The 18,036-nt window shown below is 64.5% G+C and carries 16 protein-coding genes; 12 read left to right on the forward strand and 4 right to left on the reverse strand.

The window, feature by feature from the left end:
* The first annotated feature begins 44 nt into the window (after positions 1-44).
* Entirely contained in the window at positions 45-1,094 is a 1,050-nt protein-coding gene (locus J0H39_18765; GenBank protein ID MBN9498801.1) for a LacI family DNA-binding transcriptional regulator, read from the forward strand.
* A 62-nt stretch (positions 1,095-1,156) separates the two neighbouring features.
* The gene (locus J0H39_18770; GenBank protein ID MBN9498802.1) at positions 1,157-1,975 is read left to right on the forward strand and encodes an acetylxylan esterase; all 819 of its coding nucleotides are present in this window, start codon (positions 1,157-1,159) and stop codon (positions 1,973-1,975) included.
* Here the strand turns inward: J0H39_18770 and J0H39_18775 are convergent.
* Together J0H39_18775 and J0H39_18780 are read right to left on the reverse strand one after the other, a co-directional pair.
* Entirely contained in the window at positions 1,972-2,865 is an 894-nt protein-coding gene (locus J0H39_18775) for an aldo/keto reductase (protein ID MBN9498803.1), read from the reverse strand. The two genes, J0H39_18770 and J0H39_18775, sit on opposite strands and share 4 nt — an antisense overlap.
* Positions 2,865-4,022, reverse strand: coding sequence for an LLM class flavin-dependent oxidoreductase (locus J0H39_18780; GenBank protein MBN9498804.1), 1,158 nt, complete (start codon positions 4,020-4,022; stop codon positions 2,865-2,867). Before J0H39_18780 ends, J0H39_18775 begins: the two co-directional genes overlap by 1 nt.
* 99 nt (positions 4,023-4,121) lie before the next feature.
* On the opposite strand from J0H39_18780, the gene J0H39_18785 reads away from it, so the two are divergent.
* The 8 genes from J0H39_18785 (at position 4,122) to J0H39_18820 (ending at position 15,438) form a co-directional block, all read left to right on the forward strand.
* A complete protein-coding gene (locus J0H39_18785; protein ID MBN9498805.1) occupies positions 4,122-5,225 on the forward strand; it encodes a Gfo/Idh/MocA family oxidoreductase in 1,104 nt (367 codons plus the stop codon).
* A gap of 28 nt (positions 5,226-5,253) precedes the next feature.
* Positions 5,254-6,768 (forward strand): malonyl-CoA synthase, encoded by a 1,515-nt coding sequence (locus J0H39_18790; protein MBN9498806.1) that lies wholly within the window; start codon positions 5,254-5,256, stop codon positions 6,766-6,768.
* 7 nt (positions 6,769-6,775) lie between these two features.
* Positions 6,776-8,029 carry a sarcosine oxidase subunit beta family protein gene (locus J0H39_18795; GenBank protein MBN9498807.1) on the forward strand — a complete coding sequence of 418 codons (1,254 nt, stop codon included), beginning with the start codon at positions 6,776-6,778 and terminating at the stop codon, positions 8,027-8,029.
* Between the two features lie 6 nt (positions 8,030-8,035).
* Positions 8,036-8,281: a sarcosine oxidase subunit delta gene (locus J0H39_18800; protein MBN9498808.1), complete on the forward strand. Its 246-nt coding sequence runs from the start codon at positions 8,036-8,038 to the stop codon at positions 8,279-8,281.
* Positions 8,278-11,226 (forward strand): sarcosine oxidase subunit alpha family protein, encoded by a 2,949-nt coding sequence (locus J0H39_18805; GenBank protein ID MBN9498809.1) that lies wholly within the window; start codon positions 8,278-8,280, stop codon positions 11,224-11,226. The genes J0H39_18800 and J0H39_18805 overlap by 4 nt, the downstream gene beginning before the upstream one ends.
* Complete coding sequence (locus J0H39_18810) at positions 11,219-11,755, forward strand: sarcosine oxidase subunit gamma (protein MBN9498810.1); 537 nt, start codon at positions 11,219-11,221, stop codon at positions 11,753-11,755. The genes J0H39_18805 and J0H39_18810 overlap by 8 nt, the downstream gene beginning before the upstream one ends.
* Complete coding sequence (gene purU, locus J0H39_18815) at positions 11,752-12,612, forward strand: formyltetrahydrofolate deformylase (GenBank protein ID MBN9498811.1); 861 nt, start codon at positions 11,752-11,754, stop codon at positions 12,610-12,612. Before J0H39_18810 ends, purU begins: the two co-directional genes overlap by 4 nt.
* 165 nt (positions 12,613-12,777) lie before the next feature.
* Positions 12,778-15,438, forward strand: coding sequence for a CHASE domain-containing protein (locus J0H39_18820; GenBank protein MBN9498812.1), 2,661 nt, complete (start codon positions 12,778-12,780; stop codon positions 15,436-15,438).
* On the opposite strand, the gene J0H39_18825 is transcribed toward J0H39_18820, so the two are convergent.
* Together J0H39_18825 and J0H39_18830 are read right to left on the reverse strand one after the other, a co-directional pair.
* Entirely contained in the window at positions 15,435-16,163 is a 729-nt protein-coding gene (locus tag J0H39_18825) for a response regulator transcription factor (GenBank protein ID MBN9498813.1), read from the reverse strand. The two genes, J0H39_18820 and J0H39_18825, sit on opposite strands and share 4 nt — an antisense overlap.
* A gap of 25 nt (positions 16,164-16,188) precedes the next feature.
* On the reverse strand, positions 16,189-16,524 hold the full coding sequence (locus J0H39_18830) for a hypothetical protein (protein MBN9498814.1): 336 nt from the start codon (positions 16,522-16,524) through the stop codon (positions 16,189-16,191).
* A gap of 236 nt (positions 16,525-16,760) precedes the next feature.
* Between J0H39_18830 and J0H39_18835 the strand changes: the two genes are divergently transcribed.
* Positions 16,761-17,294 carry a spore coat protein U domain-containing protein gene (locus J0H39_18835; protein MBN9498815.1) on the forward strand — a complete coding sequence of 178 codons (534 nt, stop codon included), beginning with the start codon at positions 16,761-16,763 and terminating at the stop codon, positions 17,292-17,294.
* An 18-nt stretch (positions 17,295-17,312) separates the two neighbouring features.
* Entirely contained in the window at positions 17,313-18,035 is a 723-nt protein-coding gene (locus J0H39_18840) for a molecular chaperone (protein MBN9498816.1), read from the forward strand.
* Position 18,036: the final 1 nt, after the last annotated feature.

Consider the following 18,036-nt stretch of genomic DNA (forward strand, 5'->3'; position numbering starts at 1 on the left):
CGATGACAAACCGGCGATGACGCCGAAAAAAGAGGGGGGAGGGCATGGAAAAGCGACCGCGCAAGCCGGATTCGCCCCGCGTCTCTCTGAATACAATCGCCGAAAAGGCCGGTGTTTCGGTTTCGACCGTCTCGCGCATCGTCAACGGCCATTTGAACCGCGCCAATCCGCGCACCGTCGAGCGGGTCCGGGCTCTGCTCGACGAATTCGATTACCGGCCCGACAAGATCGCGCGCGCTTTGCGCCGGGGTGAGAGCCGCGTGATCGCGATGCTCGTGCCCAATCTTGACAATCCGGCGATGGGCGCCATCGCGTCGTCGACCGAGGCGGCGCTGCGCGCGGCGGGCTACGTCATGCTGATGTGCGATACGCATGACGAGCCGGAATTGCAGGACTACTACCTCGCCGCCATGCGCGAGCAATCGGTCGAGGGCTATATCGTCGTGTCGGCGGTCGCGAGTCCGATGCTGGCGACGTTCCTCGACCGCGGCGAACCGATCGTGCTGGTCGGCCGCCATGCGCCGCCGGGCATGAAGCGCACGGCATTCGTCGGCATCGACAATTTCGCCGCCGGCAAACTCGCGACCGAGTATCTGCTGGGACATGGCGCCATTCCGGCGGCCGTGCATACGTCGCTGGCGTCGTCGGCCATCGCCGATCGCCTGAAAGGCTATCAAGCCGCGATGGCGGCGGCGGGGCATAAGGGCGATGCGGTGCGCATCGCGGGCTCGACGCATCTTCAGCATTTGGAAGCGGGCTATCTCGCCGCCCAAGCGCTGGTCGCCAAAGGCGGCTGGCCGAAAGCCGTGTTCTGCGTTTCGGACCTTATGGCTTATGGCGTCTACCGCTTGGCCAACGAGCATGGCGTCGCCGTGCCCGGGCATTGCGTGATCGCGGGCGTGGACGACAGCAAGCTCAACGATTGGATCGCGTCCTGGCTGCCGTCGGTCCATATCCCTTATGCGGAATACGGCGCCGCGATATTCGAGCAGTTAAAGAACGTGTGGTCCGGTGCCCCCGCCGGCGACAAATTGCTGCGGCATCGCTTGATCGATCGGCTGGCGGCACGCACCACGAAGGCGGGCGCCGCGTGAGCGGCGATCGCACGGTGCTGGCGGGTTTGCTCGGCGGCTTCGCGCCGTCGCGGTTCAAAACGTTGTCGCGCACGCCCGAACCCGCCGACGGATTCCGGGCGGAGAAACTCATCCTCGAACGCGTCGATGGTGTGCGCGTGCGCGGCTTTCTGATCGGGCCCGCCGGTGAATGGCGTGGTTTGCCCGCGATCGTCTACGCCCATGCCCACGGCGCCAAATACGATATCGGCGCGCGCGAATTGCTCGACGGGCGGCCCGCTTTGCGAGGGGCCTACGCGCCCGATCTCGCGCGGCACGGGATCGTGGCTTTGGCGCTCGATATGCCGTGTTTCGGCGATCGGGCGACCGAGCCGGAATCCGCCACCGCCAAGCGCCATCTGTGGAATGGTACGACGCTGTTCGGCGAGATGCTGAACGATCTCGGTGGTGCGGTGGATGTGCTGGCGGCGCAGGACGGCGTGGACGCCAAACGCATCGGCGCGTTCGGCCTGTCGATGGGGGCCACGCTCGCGTTCTGGCTTGGCGCGCTTGATATGCGCATCGCCGCCGTCGCGCATCTGTGCTGTTTCGCCGATCTGGGCGAACTCGTCCGGCAAAACGGCCACGATCTTCACGGCATCTACATGACCGTGCCCGGCCTCTTGCCGAAAATGCGCACGGGCCAGATCGCCGGATTGGCCGCCCCGCGCCCGCAATACGCGGCGATGGGGGCGAAGGATCCGCTCACGCCGCCTGAGGCGATCGATATCGGGCTCGCCGATCTCAAACTCGCCTATGGCGACTCAAGCGCGCTGCGCATCCATGTCGATCCGGACACGGGCCATGTCGAAACGCCGCGCATGCGCGCGGACGTTTTAAGATTTTTTGCCGAAAGCCTTTAGGGCACCGGCTTCCCGTTGGCGAGCGAGTAAAGCTCGTACCACGTCTCGCGATCCATATCGAGCTTCATCGCGTCGCCGATCTTGGCGATGCGCGCGAGATTGTTGGTGCCGAGCACGGGGATCAGGCGCGACGGGTGGCGCAGCAGCCACGCGACGGCGACCGCCGCTTCGTCGATGCCCGTTTTCGCGCCGATCTTCGCCAAGGCTTCGCGCAGCTTGGCGTGTTCGGGCGCGTAAATCCGCCCGCCGCCCAAAGGCGACCACGCCATCGGTGCCATGCAACGCTCCTGCATCGAGGCGATGTCGCCGTTGGTGAAGGGCGAAGTTTCCAGCAGACTCACTTCGATCTGGTTGGTTGCCAGGTGGTTCTTCATCGCCGATTGCAGCAGACTCAAATCCCAGGGGCGGAAATTGGAAACGCCCGCCGCACAGATTTTGCCTTCTGCGATCAGCGCGTCCAGCGCGCGGCCGGTCTCGACATGGTCCATTAGCGGGTCGGGACGATGGATCAGCAGCAGATCGATCCGCTCGATCGCCATTTCGCGCAAGGACGCCTCGACCGAGGCGCGGATATGCGCTTCGCTCGTGTCGTAATGCTTGACCCGGCGATGCGCATGCCGCCCGGCGGGCGCGATGATGTCGCATTTGGTGACGATTTCGACTTTGGCCCGCAGATGCGGCGCTGCCTTGAACGCGCCGCCCAAAATCGCCTCGGCCGTGTAGCCGCCGTAGATGTCGGCTTGGTCGAGTGTCGTGATCCCTTGCGCCAAGCAGGCTTCGATCTTCGCCTGAACGTGTTTGGGCGATTTGTCCGTGTCGTCGCCCAAGCGCCACATGCCGTAGACGAGGCGGCTGAGTTGCAGGCCAGGCGTTAGATCGATGCGTTGCATTAGCGGCGGACTCTGGTACCGAGCGGCGTGGCGGGCGTGGATGCCGGCACGCGGCCGTATTCGTGCGGCAGCGAGCAGGTTTTGAGATTGGGCAGCACTTTCGTGCCGAAATGCCGCGCCTCGTCGAGATGCGGATAACCGGAGAAGATGAAGGCGCGAATACCCATCTTCCGGTATTCCTCGATCTGCGTCATCACCTGATCGGTGGAGCCGACGAGGGCGGCGCCGCAACCCGATCGCGCGCGGCCGATCCCGGTCCATAGATGCGGCTCGACATAACCGAATTTGTCGGCGAGTTCGCGGATCTTGGCCTGATGGGCCACACCCAGGCTGATGCTGTCATGCGCGCGCTCGCGGATCAGCTTGCCGTATTCGTCGTCGAGCTTGGCGACGAGGTAATCGGCATACTCGCGCGCCTCTTTTTCGGTATCGCGCACGATCATGTGGACGCGCAGGCCGTAATCGAGCGTGCGGCCATGCGCGGCGGCCCGCGCGTGCACGTCCTTCATGCGCTTGGCGAGCAGATCCTTGGTCTCCGGCCACATCAAGTAAACGTCGCATTGCGCGCCGCACAGCTCCAGCGCGTCGGGCGAGTAACCGCCGAAATAGAGCAGCGGCCCGCCATTCTGCTGATAGGGCTTGGCCGGAACGGTGGTGACGCCCTTGAACTGATAGGTCTCGCCGTCATGGTCGATCGTGTCGCGCGTCCAGGCCTGGCGCAGGATCTGGACGACCTCGTGGCTGCGGCGATAACGCAGCGCGCTGTCGGCGACTTCGCCCGGAAAGTCGGAGGAGATCACGTTCAGCGTCAGCCGACCCTTCAGCATATGGTCGAGTGTCGCGACCGTGCGGGCCAGCATGATCGGCTGCATTTCGCCGCAGCGTATGGCGGCGAGCAGGTTGATCTTGCTGGTGATGGGCGCGCAGGCGGCGACGAAGCTCAGCGTGTCCTGGCCGACCTGATAGGACGACGGGCACAAAATATTGCGGAAGCCGTAGCCTTCGGCGGCCTTCACGATCGACGAGCAATGCTCCCAGGATGAGCGCAAGCTCCCGTCGGGCACGCCAAGCTGGGCGTAATCGTCGGAGCAAAGGGCGGCGAACCAGCTGATTTCGGCGGCGTCGAGGTCGGGCGAAGTGATCGGAACGATCGTCATACGCGTTTCCCTGATGGAAGTTTTATTCTCGCTGTCGCATTCTTTGCGCCGACGGCGCATGTTCCGTCAACGGTCAGTTCGACGCAATCGGGGAGAGGCATGGTCACGCTGCGCTACGGAGTCATCGGTTGCGGGATGATGGGGCAGGAGCACTTACGCAACATCGCCCTGCTGAAAGACGCGGAAATCGCGGCGATTTTCGAGCCCGATGCCGAGATGCGCGCGCGCTCGAAAGCACTGGCGCCGACGGTGGAATTCGTCGGATCGATTGCCGAGTTGGTGCGGCGCCAAGACATCGACTGCCTGCTGATCGCCAGCCCCAACGACAAGCATCTCGGCCAGTTGGAGGAGATCGCGGCGATTCGCCCGCTGCCCGTCCTCGTCGAAAAGCCCTTGTTCACCAACGCGGCCGATACTTCCCGTGTCGCGGAATTGCGCAAGCGCTATACGGCCCCGATCTGGGTGGCGATGGAGTATCGCTACATGCCGCCGGTGACGCGGCTGATCGAAAGCGTTGATGCGGCGACCGGCGGCGTAAAGATGCTGACGATCCGCGAGCATCGCTACCCGTTCCTGGAAAAGGTCGGCGATTGGAACCGCTTCAACGAGCGCACCGGCGGCACGCTGGTCGAGAAATGCTGCCATTTCTTCGATCTCATGCGCCATATCGCGCAGTCCGATCCCGTGCGCGTGATGGCGTCGGGCGGGCAAGCCGTGAACCATCTCGACGAGCGGATCGGCAATCGTACGCCCGATATCTGGGATCACGCTTACGCGATCGTCGATTTCAAATCGGGCCTGCGGGCGATGCTGGAACTGTGCATGTTCGCCGAAGGCTCGAAATACCAGGAAGAGATTTCCGCCGTCGGCCCTGCGGGCAAGATCGAATGCCATGTCCCCGGCCCGGGGCGGTTCTGGCCCGCGCATTTGGGCCCCGCACCGGTGGCGCAGGTTGTCGTCAGCCCGCGCGACCCGGCGGGGCCGCGCACGCTGGAAGTACCAGTCGATCCCGAATTGCTCGCGGCGGGCGACCATAACGGCTCGACCTTCTACCAGCATCAGCGCTTCGCCGATGTCGTGCGCGGCAAGGGCAAGGTGGAGGTGAGCCTCGCCGATGGCTGGTGGGCCGCCGCGATGGGCATGGCCGCGCAGGAATCCGCGCGCACCGGCCAGTCCGTGACGATCGCCGATCCGTTCGTCTGAATGCCGTATTAAGTTAGAGAGTAGGACTATGAACGCCAATCTTTTCGCTCGTCTCGAAGCCCGCATCGTCGATCCCGCGCGCATCGCGATCGAATTGCCCGACGGCACCCCGATTTCGTATGGCGCCTTGCGCGCACGCACGGCGCGTATCGCCAATCGCCTGAAGGCGCTGGGCCTGCAAACCGGCGACCGCGTGGCGGTGCAGGTGGAGAAATCGGTCGATGCGCTGGCGCTCTATCTCGCCACGGTGCGTGCGGGCGGCGTGTTCCTGCCGCTGAACACCGCCTATACGCTGGCCGAGCTGGAGTACTTCATCGGCGACGCGGGCCCGCGCATCGTCGTCTGCGATCCGGCACGCGAGGCGGGGCTGAAACCGGTCGCGGCGAAGCTGGGCGGTACGGTCGCGACGCTGGGGGCCGACGGTTCGGGCTCTCTGCTCGCCGAAATCGATGCGCTACCGGGCGATTTCGCGACCGAGCCCCGCAAGGGCGACGATCTCGCCGCGATCCTCTACACCTCGGGCACGACCGGGCGATCCAAAGGCGCCATGTTGACCCACGACAATCTGGTGTCGAACGCCGAGACGCTGATCGGCTATTGGCGCTTCACGGATAAGGACACGCTGATCCACGCGTTGCCGATCTATCACACGCATGGGCTGTTCGTGGCGTCGAACGTGATTCTGTTCTCCGGCGCCAAGATGATTTTCTTGCCGAAGTTCGACGCCAACGACGTGCTGAAGCGGATGTCGAAGGCCACCACGCTGATGGGCGTGCCGACCTTCTATGTGCGCTTGCTGCAGGCGCCGGGCCTCACCAAGGAAGCGACCGCCGGGATGCGGCTGTTCGTCTCCGGTTCGGCGCCGTTGCTCGCCGACACGCATCGCGAGTGGAGTGCGCGCACCGGTCACGCGATCCTCGAGCGCTACGGCATGACCGAGACGAATATGAACACCTCGAACCCCTATGACGGGGATCGCGTGCCCGGCGCCGTCGGTTTCCCGCTGCCGGGCGTGGACGTGCGCGTCGCCGACCCGGAGACGGGCAAGATCCTCGGCGCCGACGAAATCGGCATGATCGAGGTGAAGGGTCCGAACGTGTTCAAGGGCTATTGGAACATGCCGGAGAAGACGGCGTCGGAGTTCCGGCAAGACGGGTTCTTCATCACCGGCGATCTCGGCAAGATCGACGCCAAGGGCTACGTGCATATTGTCGGGCGCGGCAAGGACCTCATCATCACCGGCGGGTTCAACGTCTACCCGAAGGAGATCGAGGCGGAGATCGACGCGATCCCGGGCGTGTTCGAAAGTGCGGTGATCGGCATTGCGCACGCGGATTTCGGCGAGGGCGTGACCGCCGTCGTGGTGCGCAATCCGGGCGCCACGGTGACGGAAGCCGACATCGTCGCGGCGCTCGCCGACCGCTTGGCCAAATTCAAGCAGCCCAAGCGCGTGTTCTTCGTCGACGATTTGCCGCGCAACGCCATGGGCAAGGTGCAGAAGAACGTCCTGCGCGAGACCTATAAGGACATTTACAAGTCCTAAGCCGCGCATGAAATTCTCCGCCCTCTCCCTGCTGCGCCATGCGCTGACCGGCAACCGCGAATGGACGCCGCATTGGCGCGACGCGGCGCCGAAGCCCGGTTACGACGTCGTGATCGTGGGCGGCGGCGGGCATGGGCTTGCGACGGCCTATTACCTCGCGCGCGAATTCGGCATTCGCAATGTCGCCCTGTTGGAAAAGGGCTGGATCGGCGGCGGCAATGTCGGGCGCAACACCACGATCGTGCGCTCCAATTATCTGCTGCCCGGCAATATCCCGTTCTACGAGACATCGCTGAAGCTGTGGGAAGGGCTGGAGCAAGCGTTGAACTTCAACGCGATGGTCAGCCAGCGCGGCGTATTGAATCTCTATCATTCCGACGCGCAGCGTGACGCCTACGCGCGGCGCGGCAACGCGATGCGCCTGGAAGGCGTCGATGCCGAATTGCTCGACGCCGACGCCGTCGCGAAGCTCGTGCCGCAGCTCGATTTCGACAATGCGCGATTTCCGATCAAAGGCGGCTTGCTGCAACCGCGCGGCGGCACGGTGCGCCACGATGCGGTCGCCTGGGGTTTCGCGCGCGCGGCGAGCGACCTCGGTGTGGATATCATCCAGAACTGCGAAGTAACGGCGATCGAGCGCGACGCAAGCGGGCGCGCCATCGCCGTGCAAACCGCGCGCGGACGCATCGGCGCGGCCAAAATCGGTCTCGCGGTCGCGGGCAATTCCTCGCGCGTCGCGGCGCTGGCGGGTTTGCGCCTGCCTATCGAAAGCCATGTGTTGCAGGCTTTCGTGTCGGAAGGGGTGAAGCCGCTGATCGATGGCGTCATCACCTTCGGCGCCGGCCATTTCTATGTCAGCCAATCCGACAAGGGTGGGCTGGTCTTCGGCGGCGATATCGACGGCTATAATTCCTATGCCCAGCGCGGCAATCTGCCGGTGGTCGAGGATGTGTGCGAAGGCGGCATGGCGATTTTGCCGATGATCGGCCGCCTGCGTTTGCTGCGATCCTGGGGCGGCATCATGGATATGTCGATGGACGGTTCGCCGATCATCGACCGAACGCCGATCGATGGGCTCTATCTCAATGCCGGCTGGTGCTATGGCGGATTCAAGGCCACACCCGCTTCCGGCCTGTGTTTCGCGCATTTGATCGCGCGCGATACGCCGCATCCGGTTGCGAGCGCCTATCGCCTCGACCGTTTCGCGACCGGGGCGGTGATCGACGAAAAGGGCCAAGGCGCCCAGCCCAATCTTCATTGAGGCGCTATGCGTATTCCTTGCCCCTACTGCGGCGAACGCGACGCGCGGGAGTTCTCCTATCTCGGCGATGCGAGTGTTGCGCGCCCGGCGACGGATGACGCGGCCGCGTACCACGAATACGTCAATCTGCGCGCCAATCCGGCGGGCCCGCATCGCGAGTTTTGGTATCACGCGTCGGGCTGCCGGTCCTGGCTGGTCGTGACGCGCGATACGCGCACACACCGCATCGAAGGCGCGGAGCTTGTGCGATGATGCGAAGGCTCGACCAAGGCGGCGTGATCGACCGCGCCGACGCGCGGCGCTTCACCTTCGACGGGCGAAGCTACGCAGGCGTGGCGGGCGATACGCTCGCCTCGGCGCTGCTGGCCAACGGCGTCAAGCTGGTCGGGCGATCGTTCAAATATCACCGGCCGCGCGGCGTGTTCACTGCCGGGCCGGAAGAACCCAACGCGCTGGTCGAATTGCGCAGCGGCGCGCGGCGCGAGCCCAACACCAAAACCACGACGGTCGAGCTTTACGACGGGCTGGACGCCGCGAGTCAGAATCGCTGGCCGAGCCTCGACTGGGACATTCGTGCGGCGCATCGCTATCTGTCGCCGCTGCTGTCGGCCGGGTTCTACTACAAGACCTTCATGTGGCCGGCTTCGTTCTGGGAAAAGCTCTACGAGCCCTTGATTCGCCGCGCTGCCGGTCTGGGCCGCGCCAGCGGCGAAGCCGATCCCGACACATACGAAGCATCGGCCGCTTTCGCCGATGTGCTGGTGATCGGGGCGGGGCCCGCCGGGATATCCGCCGCACTTGCCGCCGCGCGCGCCGGGGCGCGGGTCATTCTCTGCGACGACGATTTCCGCCTTGGAGGACGCTTGCTGTCCGAGAAGCACGTTGTCAACGAACGCGACGCGCTCGATTGGGCAAACGATGCGATCGACGAGCTTCAAGCGATGCCGGAGGTGCGGATCTTCCGCCGCACGCAAGTGTTCGGCGCCTATGACGGCGGCGAATTCGGCGCGCTGGAGCGTGTCGCCGATCATCTGCCGGTACCGCCCCTGCACACGCCGCGGCAGCGCTATTGGCGTTTCATCGTGAAACGGGCGGTTATCGCGACCGGCGCCATCGAGCGCCCCATCGCCTTCGCCGACAACGACCGGCCGGGGATCATGCTAGCCTCCGCCGCGCGCAGCTACGTCAACCGCTTCGCCGTACGCCTCGCCGATAAGGCCGTCGTGTTCGCGAGCAGCGACGATGGCTGGGCATCGGCTTTCGACCTCGCGGCGAGCGGTGCCGTGACCACGATCGTCGATCCGCGCGACGCTGTGGCCCCCGAATTAATGACGAAGGCTGGCAAACTCGGTATTCGCAGGATCGAAGGGCATGTCGTCGGCAGCGAAGGCGGGCGGCACGGCGTGCGCGCGGCGATCGTCGAAACGGCGCAAGGCCGCGAAGCGCTCGCGGCCGATCTGATCGCCGTCGCGGGCGGGGTCAATCCCGCAATCGGCATCGCGACGCATTTGGGCGACAAGCCGGTCTGGTCGCCGGCGAAATCGGCGTTCCTCGCCGCCGAGAATAATCGCGTCGGCGTTGCGGTGGGCGCCGCGTCGGGCAAATTCACGTTGGGCGAAGCGTTGCGCGACGGTCATGCGGCGGGCGTCGCGGCGGCGGCGGCGCTCGGTTTCGCCAAAGCGTCGGACGATCCGCCGCAGGCCGATGACGAAGCGTCCGGCGTGACAGCGTTCTGGCATGTCGGTGCGTCGGCGAAGGCGTTCGTCGATTTCCAGCACGACGTGACCGTCGCGGATATCGAATTGGCGCATCGCGAAGGTTATCGCGCGCCCGAACACGCCAAGCGCTACACCACGCTGGGTATGGCGACCGATCAGGGCAAGACTTCCGGCGTGATCGGCCACGCGATCCTGGCGCGATTGTCGGGGCAGGGCGAGGGGCCGGTGGGCACGCCTGCCGCACGTTCGCCGAATTCGCCCGTCGCAATCGGCGCATTGGCGGGCCCACATCGCGGCAAGCATTTCCGACCCTATCGTCATCTCGCCGGGCATCGCTGGGCCGTCGATCACGGTGCCGTGATGGTCGAGACGGGCCAATGGCTGCGACCCCAATATTTTCCGTTGCCGGGCGAGACGGACTGGCTGGAATCCGTCACGCGCGAAGCGCGCGCCGTTCGCGCGAGCGTCGGCGTATGCGACGTATCCACGCTCGGCAAGATCGACGTGCAAGGCCCCGACGCCGGCGCGTTTCTCGACTTCGTCTACGCGAACACGTTCTCGACCCTGCCGGTCGGCCGCACGCGCTACGGTTTGATGCTGCGCGAGGACGGGTTCGTGTTCGACGACGGCACGGCCGCGCGATTGGCGGCGGAACACTTCATCGTCTCGACGACGACCGCCAACGCCGCGCGCGCGATGCAGCATCTCGAGTTCTGCCATCAAGTGCTGCGCCCCGATTTGCGGGTGACACTCGCTTCCGTCACCGAGGCATGGTCGCAATATGCCGTCGCGGGGCCGAAGTCGCGTGCGCTGCTTCAAGACCTGCTGGGCGACGCATTCGATTTGTCGGACGCGGCGTTCCCGTATCTTGCCTGCGCCGAAACGAAACTTGGCGCCGCGACGATCCGGTTGTTCCGCGTCTCGTTCTCCGGCGAGCTTGCTTACGAGATCGCCGCGCCCGCTCAGTACGGCGCGTCTCTGCTCGACGCGCTGATGAAGTCGGGCGCGACACCCTATGGCACGGAAGCTCTGGGCGTGCTCCGGGTCGAGAAGGGGCATGTCGCGGGTAACGAGATCAGCGGCCAGACCACGGCGGGCGATCTGGGCCTTGGCAAAATGCTGTCGGCGAAGAAGGATTATATCGGCCGCACGATGGCCAAGCGGCCGGCCTTAATCGCCGCCGATCGGCCGACGCTCGTCGGCTTGAAGCCCGTGGACGCCACGCAGCGTCTGCGTGCGGGCGCGCATTTCCTGGCGCTGGGTGCGCCGGCGACGACCGCGAACGACGAAGGCTACGTCACCTCGGCGATTTATTCGCCCCATGTCGAATCGTGGATCGGGCTCGGCCTGCTGAAAGGCGGAACATCGCGCATCGGCCAGCGTGTCCGCGTCTACGATCCGGTGCGCGGCGGCGATCTGGTCGTGGAGATCGTGTCGCCGGTCTTTACCGATCCGGCGGGGGAGCGTGTTCGTGGCTGATCCGATCGTTCTGACTGCCGAAACCGCGTTTGCGAGCTTGCTGAAGCCGGCGGGCGATACGCGCGATCCCGGCATGACTGTTCGCGAAGTGACGGGGCTGCAGATCGCGACGGTGATCGCGCGCGGACCGATATCCGGCTTGACCGATGGGCCAAAGCGCGTGTCGCGTGACGGCACCGACTATCTCGGCATCGGGCCGGGCAAATGGCTCGCTTTCGGCGCGATCGCGCCGGATATCGCGGCGTCGGCCAGCGTGATCGACCAAAGCGGCGGCTATGGCGTGTTGGAAATTTCGGGCCGCGACGCCGTGGCGACGCTCGAAAAGGGGATCGGCGTCGATCTCCATCCGCGCGAATTCGCGCCCGATGCCGTCGCCGTCACCACCGTCGCGCATATGGGTGTGATACTGTGGCGAAGCGAGCGCGAAGCGTGGCGCGTCGCCGTGTTTCGCAGCAACGCGGCCTCGTTCTGGCATTGGCTGGAATCGAGCGCCGCTGTTTTCGGGTTGGTCATTCAGGAACGAAGATGAGCGAACATTATCTGCTGACTTTGGCGTGCCCGAACCGTCCGGGCATCGTCGCCGCCGTATCGACGCGACTTTTCGAATGCGGCTTCAATATCGGCGAAGCGAACCAGTTCGATTCAACCGAGACCGACCGGTTCTATATGCGCGTCGCGTTCGACGCGGCGAAGTCGGACGCGTCGATCGACATGTTTCGCGCGGCGATGGCCGAGCTCGCGGTCAAGTTCGACATGAAGCTCGATATCGTCGCGGGCGCGGCACGGCCCAAGGTCATGCTGTTGGTCTCGAAATTCGACCATTGTCTGGCCGATATCCTGTATCGCTGGCGGATCGGCGAGTTGCGGATGGAGATTTCGGGCATCGTCGCCAACCATCCGCGCGAGACCTATACGCATCACGATTTCGCGGGGATTCCGTTCCATCATCTGCCGGTGACGCGCGACAACAAGGCGGCGCAGGAAGCCGAGCTGTGGCGCCTGGTGCAGTCGACCGGCACCGATCTGGTCGTGCTCGCGCGCTACATGCAGGTGCTGTCGAACGACCTGGCCGAGAAATTGGCGGGGCGCTGCATCAACATCCATCATTCGTTCTTGCCGGGATTCAAGGGCGCCAAGCCCTATCACCAGGCGCATGCGCGCGGCGTGAAGCTGATCGGCGCCACGGCGCATTACGTGACCGCCGATCTCGACGAAGGCCCGATCATCGAACAGGACGTCGAGCGCATCAGCCATCGCGACACGCCCGACGATCTGGTGCGCAAGGGGCGGGACATCGAGCGCCGCGTGTTGTCGCGCGCGATCGCTTGGCATATCGACCGCCGCGTGTTGATGGATGGCGCAAAAACCGTCGTTTTCGGTAACTGAACACCGGTCTCGATTCCACGATTTCGGACGGTACAAGAAAATCTACGGCGCAGTGCAGGTAGTTTGCATTGCAAAATTGTTTGGATTTAAAACGACGCATCCGGTTTCTGCAAACTCTCGTTATAGTAGTGGTCTCCCAAAGGATGGAGCAGCCGGAGACCGTTCGTGGAATCCTCGCCCATCGACCGGATGATCGCCGCTTTGCGGCAGTTCGCGGTATTCGCGCTCGGCCCCGCCGCGTTGATCGCGTTGGCGATCGGCTTCGCGGCCGCCGCCGGCGCATGGCAACTCGCGCGCTTGGTCGATGATGCGCGGATCGAACGCGCGGTCCAGATCCGCGTCGAATGGCGCGCGCGCGATATCGAAGCGAAACTGCATGCTATGACCGCGCCGATCGTGGCGACGGCGGCGTATTTGCGGACGAATTCGCGGCCGACGGCGGGCGAGTTCCGGCGGTTCGTGCGCGAAATGGCGCTGGGCGACGACGCATTGTCGAGCGTCCTATGGGCACCGCTGGTCGAACAAAGCGCGCGCGCGGTGTTCGAGTTAATGGATTATCATATCGTCGATCCGTCGGGGATGCCGGCGGGCACACGCGACGTGTATCTGCCGGTGCTTTATATCGAGACGTTCGGCCGGTGGACCGTGCCGGCGGGCCGCGATCTGCTGGCGGATCCGGCGTTGGCCGGTCTGATCGAAGCCGCGCGCCGGGCGGGCGGGCCGGTGGTGATGCCGGCGATAGAGTTAATCGGGGTCAGCGGAACGACGCCGAAGCGAATCGTCGCCGCACCCGTGTATGGCGCGACGAGCGGTGGCCAAGCCCAGGGCGCGTTGATCGGCTTCGTGATCGGCCATTGGCGGATCGAAGACGCGCTGAACGCGGCTATCGAAGGCACGCCGGAAATCCCGGAAACGTTGCGCTTCTATCTGGGACGCGGCCAATCCCTGGCGCAAGACGAATTGGTCGCGTCGCTGGATCCGTCGCGCCAGCGTTTCCGCACCGCCGCGGCCGCCGCCGTTGCGCCGTCGCCCGACGCGACACAAGCCACCGCGGATATCCGGGACTACGACCATCGCTGGCGGCTGGCGTTCGCCTTCCCGGCGGAATTCGGGGATTCGCTGCGCTCGTCCGCGCACTGGTTCGCGCTCGCCGCCATTCTGGCGCTGACGGCGCTCGCACTCGGCTACATCGTTTATCAACGCAGCACGCGCGCGCGGATCGAAACGGAAGTGACGACACGTACGCGCGCGTTGTCGGATGCCAACCGCCAGCTGGCGAACGAGATCGGCGAACGCAACCGGGTGGAAGACGAATTGCGCCGCCAGGCGCAATGGACCGATACGGCGCTGGAAGCCTTGCCCGTCGCGGTTATTTTCGTCGATACCGCCCGCAACATCCAATTTTGGAGTACCGCAGCCGAGCGGATTTTCGGCTATCGCGCGGTCGATGTTCTGCGCAAACCCTATGCGTTGACGCCCGATGAAGAAATGCCGGCGGTCGATCGCCTGTTCGAAGCGGTCGAGGGCGGATTGGTCGTCCGCAATCGGTCGATCGTCTGCCGGGATCGCGACGGCAAGTCGATCCATGTGCGCTTTTCCGGCGCACCGCTGTTCGGCGAACGCGTTTTGCACGGCAGCTTGATCGTGCTGGAGGACGTGACCCAGGCCAAGCAGACCGAAGATCAGCTTTTCCAGGCGCAGAAGATGGACGCGCTCGGTCAGCTGACCGGCGGCCTTGCGCATGATTTCAACAATCTGCTGCTCGTCATCATGGGCAATATCCAGCTATTGCGCGAGGAGCGTCCGGGCGACGCGGTCGTCGATAATTTCGCGACCGAGGCTTACAACGCGGCTTTGCGCGGCGCCGATCTGGTGCGCAGCATGCTGGCCTTCGCGCGCCGCCAGCCTTTGCAGCCGCGGCCCGTCGATATCAACCGCACGGTCAGCTCGACGACGCAGATGTTGCGTCGCGTGCTGGGCGAACGGGTGGAGATATCGCTCACGCTCGACCGCGATCCCTGGACGGTGATGGTCGATCCCACGCAGCTCGAAGCGGCTCTCGCCAATCTCGCGACCAACGCGCGCGACGCGATGCCCAAAGGCGGGCGCTTGTCGATCGTCACCACGCGGCGGCGGCTCGATTCCGACTATGCGATGCGCCATCCCGACGTGGTCGAAGGCGACTACGTGATGCTGCAGGTCAGCGACACCGGCGACGGGATTTCGCCCGAGAATATGAAGAAGGTCTTCGACCCGTTCTTCACCACCAAAGAGGCGGGGCGCGGCTCCGGTCTCGGCCTAAGCATGGTCTTCGGCTTCATCAAGCAATCGGGCGGGCATATCAACGTCTATAGCGAGGTCGGCGTCGGCACCACGTTCCGGCTTTATCTGCCGCGCCATTATCTGGCGTTGGAAACGCCCGACACGACGCCCGAGATCGTTAGCAGCGGCGGCAACGAGACGATTTTGGCGGTCGAGGACGATCCCGGCATTCGCCGGCTGGTGCGCATCGATCTTGCGTCGTTCGGCTACAAAGTGCTGATGGCCGAGAATGCCGCCGACGCGCTGCAAGTCCTCGAATCCGGCGAACGGATCGACCTTCTGTTCAGCGACATCGTAATGGCGGGCAAGATCGACGGGTTGGCGCTGGCGCGGTTGGTGCGTCAGCGTTGGCCGTCGATCCGTATCCTGCTGACATCGGGCTTTCCGGATACGGATATCGACGACGGTTCGCGGATGGGTGAGAATTTCGCGCTGCTCAGCAAGCCCTATCGCAAACCCGAATTGGCGATGGCGTTGCGCGCGGCACTCGACGGTCAAGATTAGACGGAAGGCGGGATCAGCATATAGCCCGTGCCGCGCACGGTGCGAATGATGCCTGCGCGATTGGCGGCGCCGTCGATCTTCTTGCGCAAATTGCTGAGATGCACGTCGATGCTGCGATCGTTGGGATCCCAGTCGCGGCCGGCGACGTCCTCGGACAATTGATCGCGCGGAACGACTTTGCCCGCATTGCGCGCCAGGATCGACAGAAGCCGGAACTCGGCCATCGTGAGCTTGATCTCGGCGCCGTTCGGGTCGCGCACCTCATGGGCGACGACATCGATCTCCAAACCATGGAAGCGGAACTTCGTTTCGGCCGCCGCCGCAGCGGGCTGTGCTTGTTGGATTTGCTGATCGGCGTAGACGCGGCGGCGCTGAATCGTGCGCAAGCGCGCCAGCAATTCGCGCATCTCGAACGGTTTGGCGAGATAATCGTCGGCGCCCATCTCCAGCCCGACGATCTTGTCGATCGTGTCGCCCTTGCCGGTCAGCATCATGACCGGCAATTGGCTGCGCTCGCGAATCCAACGGAGCGCGCCCCAGCCGTCGCCGTCGGGCAGCATCACGTCGAGGATCACCAACTCGGGCGGCGATTTCTCGAAACTCGCCTGCATCGCGGCGACGGAATCGGCGATTTCCGGCGCGTAGCCTTCGCGGCCAAGATAAGTGGCGAGGAGTTTGGAAACACCGGGGTCGTCGTCGACGATCAGCAGCCGGATTTTGTTCATGGCCGGCGCCGGGCGGGCAAGCCGATCAGCCAGCCGGACGCGCGACGATGACGAGCGGCGCGTTGGCCGTGCCGCAATCGGCGATCACAGGTTGGGTGCGGGAATGGGCGAGGGCGGCTACCAGCTTCGATGTCGCGGCGCAGTAATCCTTCGCGGCGAGATTGAGCTTGCCGACGCGATATTGGCCGACGGCGGGGTCGATCATCGGCACCGGACGACCGGCCTGTTCGGCCCAGCGCGTGACGACTTCCGTCAACGTCGCGGCTTGCGCGGTCGGCCATGCGGGCGGCGGTGCTTGCTCGGGAACCGGCATGACGGTCGTGGATACCGCAAACACCGCTGCTTTGATTAAACCGGGCACGAAGTCTCTCCAAATGACGCCAACGCAGCGTCGAGCGAATTATTAGATAAATTAACATGGCTTTACACTCTTCACAATCAAGGTCGCATCGCGCGACAAAATGGTTAATGGCGTAAGCGAGTTTAAAGAACGTCGAGAATCGCAAGGGATTCCGCGAGATTCTTGACTCTACTTAACTGGGATGCGCGCCACGCAACGCAGATAAAGGCTCCGTCGAATTCTCAACGGAGCCGAAAATGTCATCTGCGCTTAATCACACACGCAACTCGCTAATTCGCCGTCTGACGGCGGCCGCCGCGATCGTTGGTTTGCTCGGCGGCGCGATCGGCGAACATCAAGCGCGCGCCGCGACGGCGACGTCGTCGATCCTGGTCAGCGCCACGATCATCCAATCCTGCGCCATCGTGGCGCTGCCTTTGGCCTTCGGCCTTTACGACCCGACGTCGTCGACGCCGCATGACGGTTCGACGACCGTCTCGGTCATTTGCACGACGGGCACGCCATTCAATATCGGCCTCAACGCCGGCGGCGGCACGGGCGCCACGGTCGCCAGCCGCAAGATGACGTTCGGCGCCAACTTGCTGAACTACACGCTGTATCAGGACGCGAACCGCACGTCGCTGTGGGGCCAGACGATCGGCAGCGACACGGTCGCGGGTACGGCGACCGGTCTTCTGACGAACTTCACGGTTTACGGCCGCATCCCCGCCCAGCAGGCGGCGCCGACGGGCATCTACACCGACACCATCACCGTCACGCTGACCTACTGAAACGGAAGGATCGCAACCATGCGCAATTTCAAGAACAGCGTCGCGTCGGCCGTCAGCCTCGCCCTTCTGGCGATCGCGAGTGCGGCGCAAGCGGGCGAGTTGAAGCTCAGCACCGTTCGCATCGACCTCAACGACCGCCAGAGCAACGTGGCGCTGATGGTCACCAATGTCGGCACGACGCCGTCGCTGGTGCAGTTCCGCGCGATGAACTGGCGCCAGGCCGAACAGCGCGACACGCTGACGCCGACGCGCGAAGTGATGGCCAATCCGCCGATCGCCGAAATCGCCCCGGGCGCCCAGCAGCTCGTGCGCGTGGGCTACAACGGCAAGCTCCAAGCGCAGGACGAGCGCAGCTACCGCCTGCTGATCGAAGAAGTGCCGAAGAAGGACCGCGAGCGCGTCCAGGCGATCGAAACCTATCTGCGTATTTCGATCCCGGTCTTCGTCGCGGGCCTCGACGCCGCTTCGCGCAAACTCACGCCGTCGCTGGGCACGGGCGAGAACGGCGCGCCGGTCCTGATCCTGCGCAACGCCGGCAACAATCATGTGCGCCTCACCGGCTACAGCCTGAGCGACATGGCGGGTGCTGCGGGTTCGGGCCACAAGGGCCTTTATTACGTGCTGCCCGGTGCGACGATGTCGCTGCCGATCGCTGATGCGGGCGTGAAGCTCGACCGCCTTGCGCGCGTCGATCTCGCGACCGATGCCGGCCCGCTGCAACTGCCGCTAAGCGCGCGATGAT

This window comes from Alphaproteobacteria bacterium, assembly GCA_017308135.1.
Taxonomy (GTDB): domain Bacteria; phylum Pseudomonadota; class Alphaproteobacteria; order CACIAM-22H2; family CACIAM-22H2; genus Tagaea.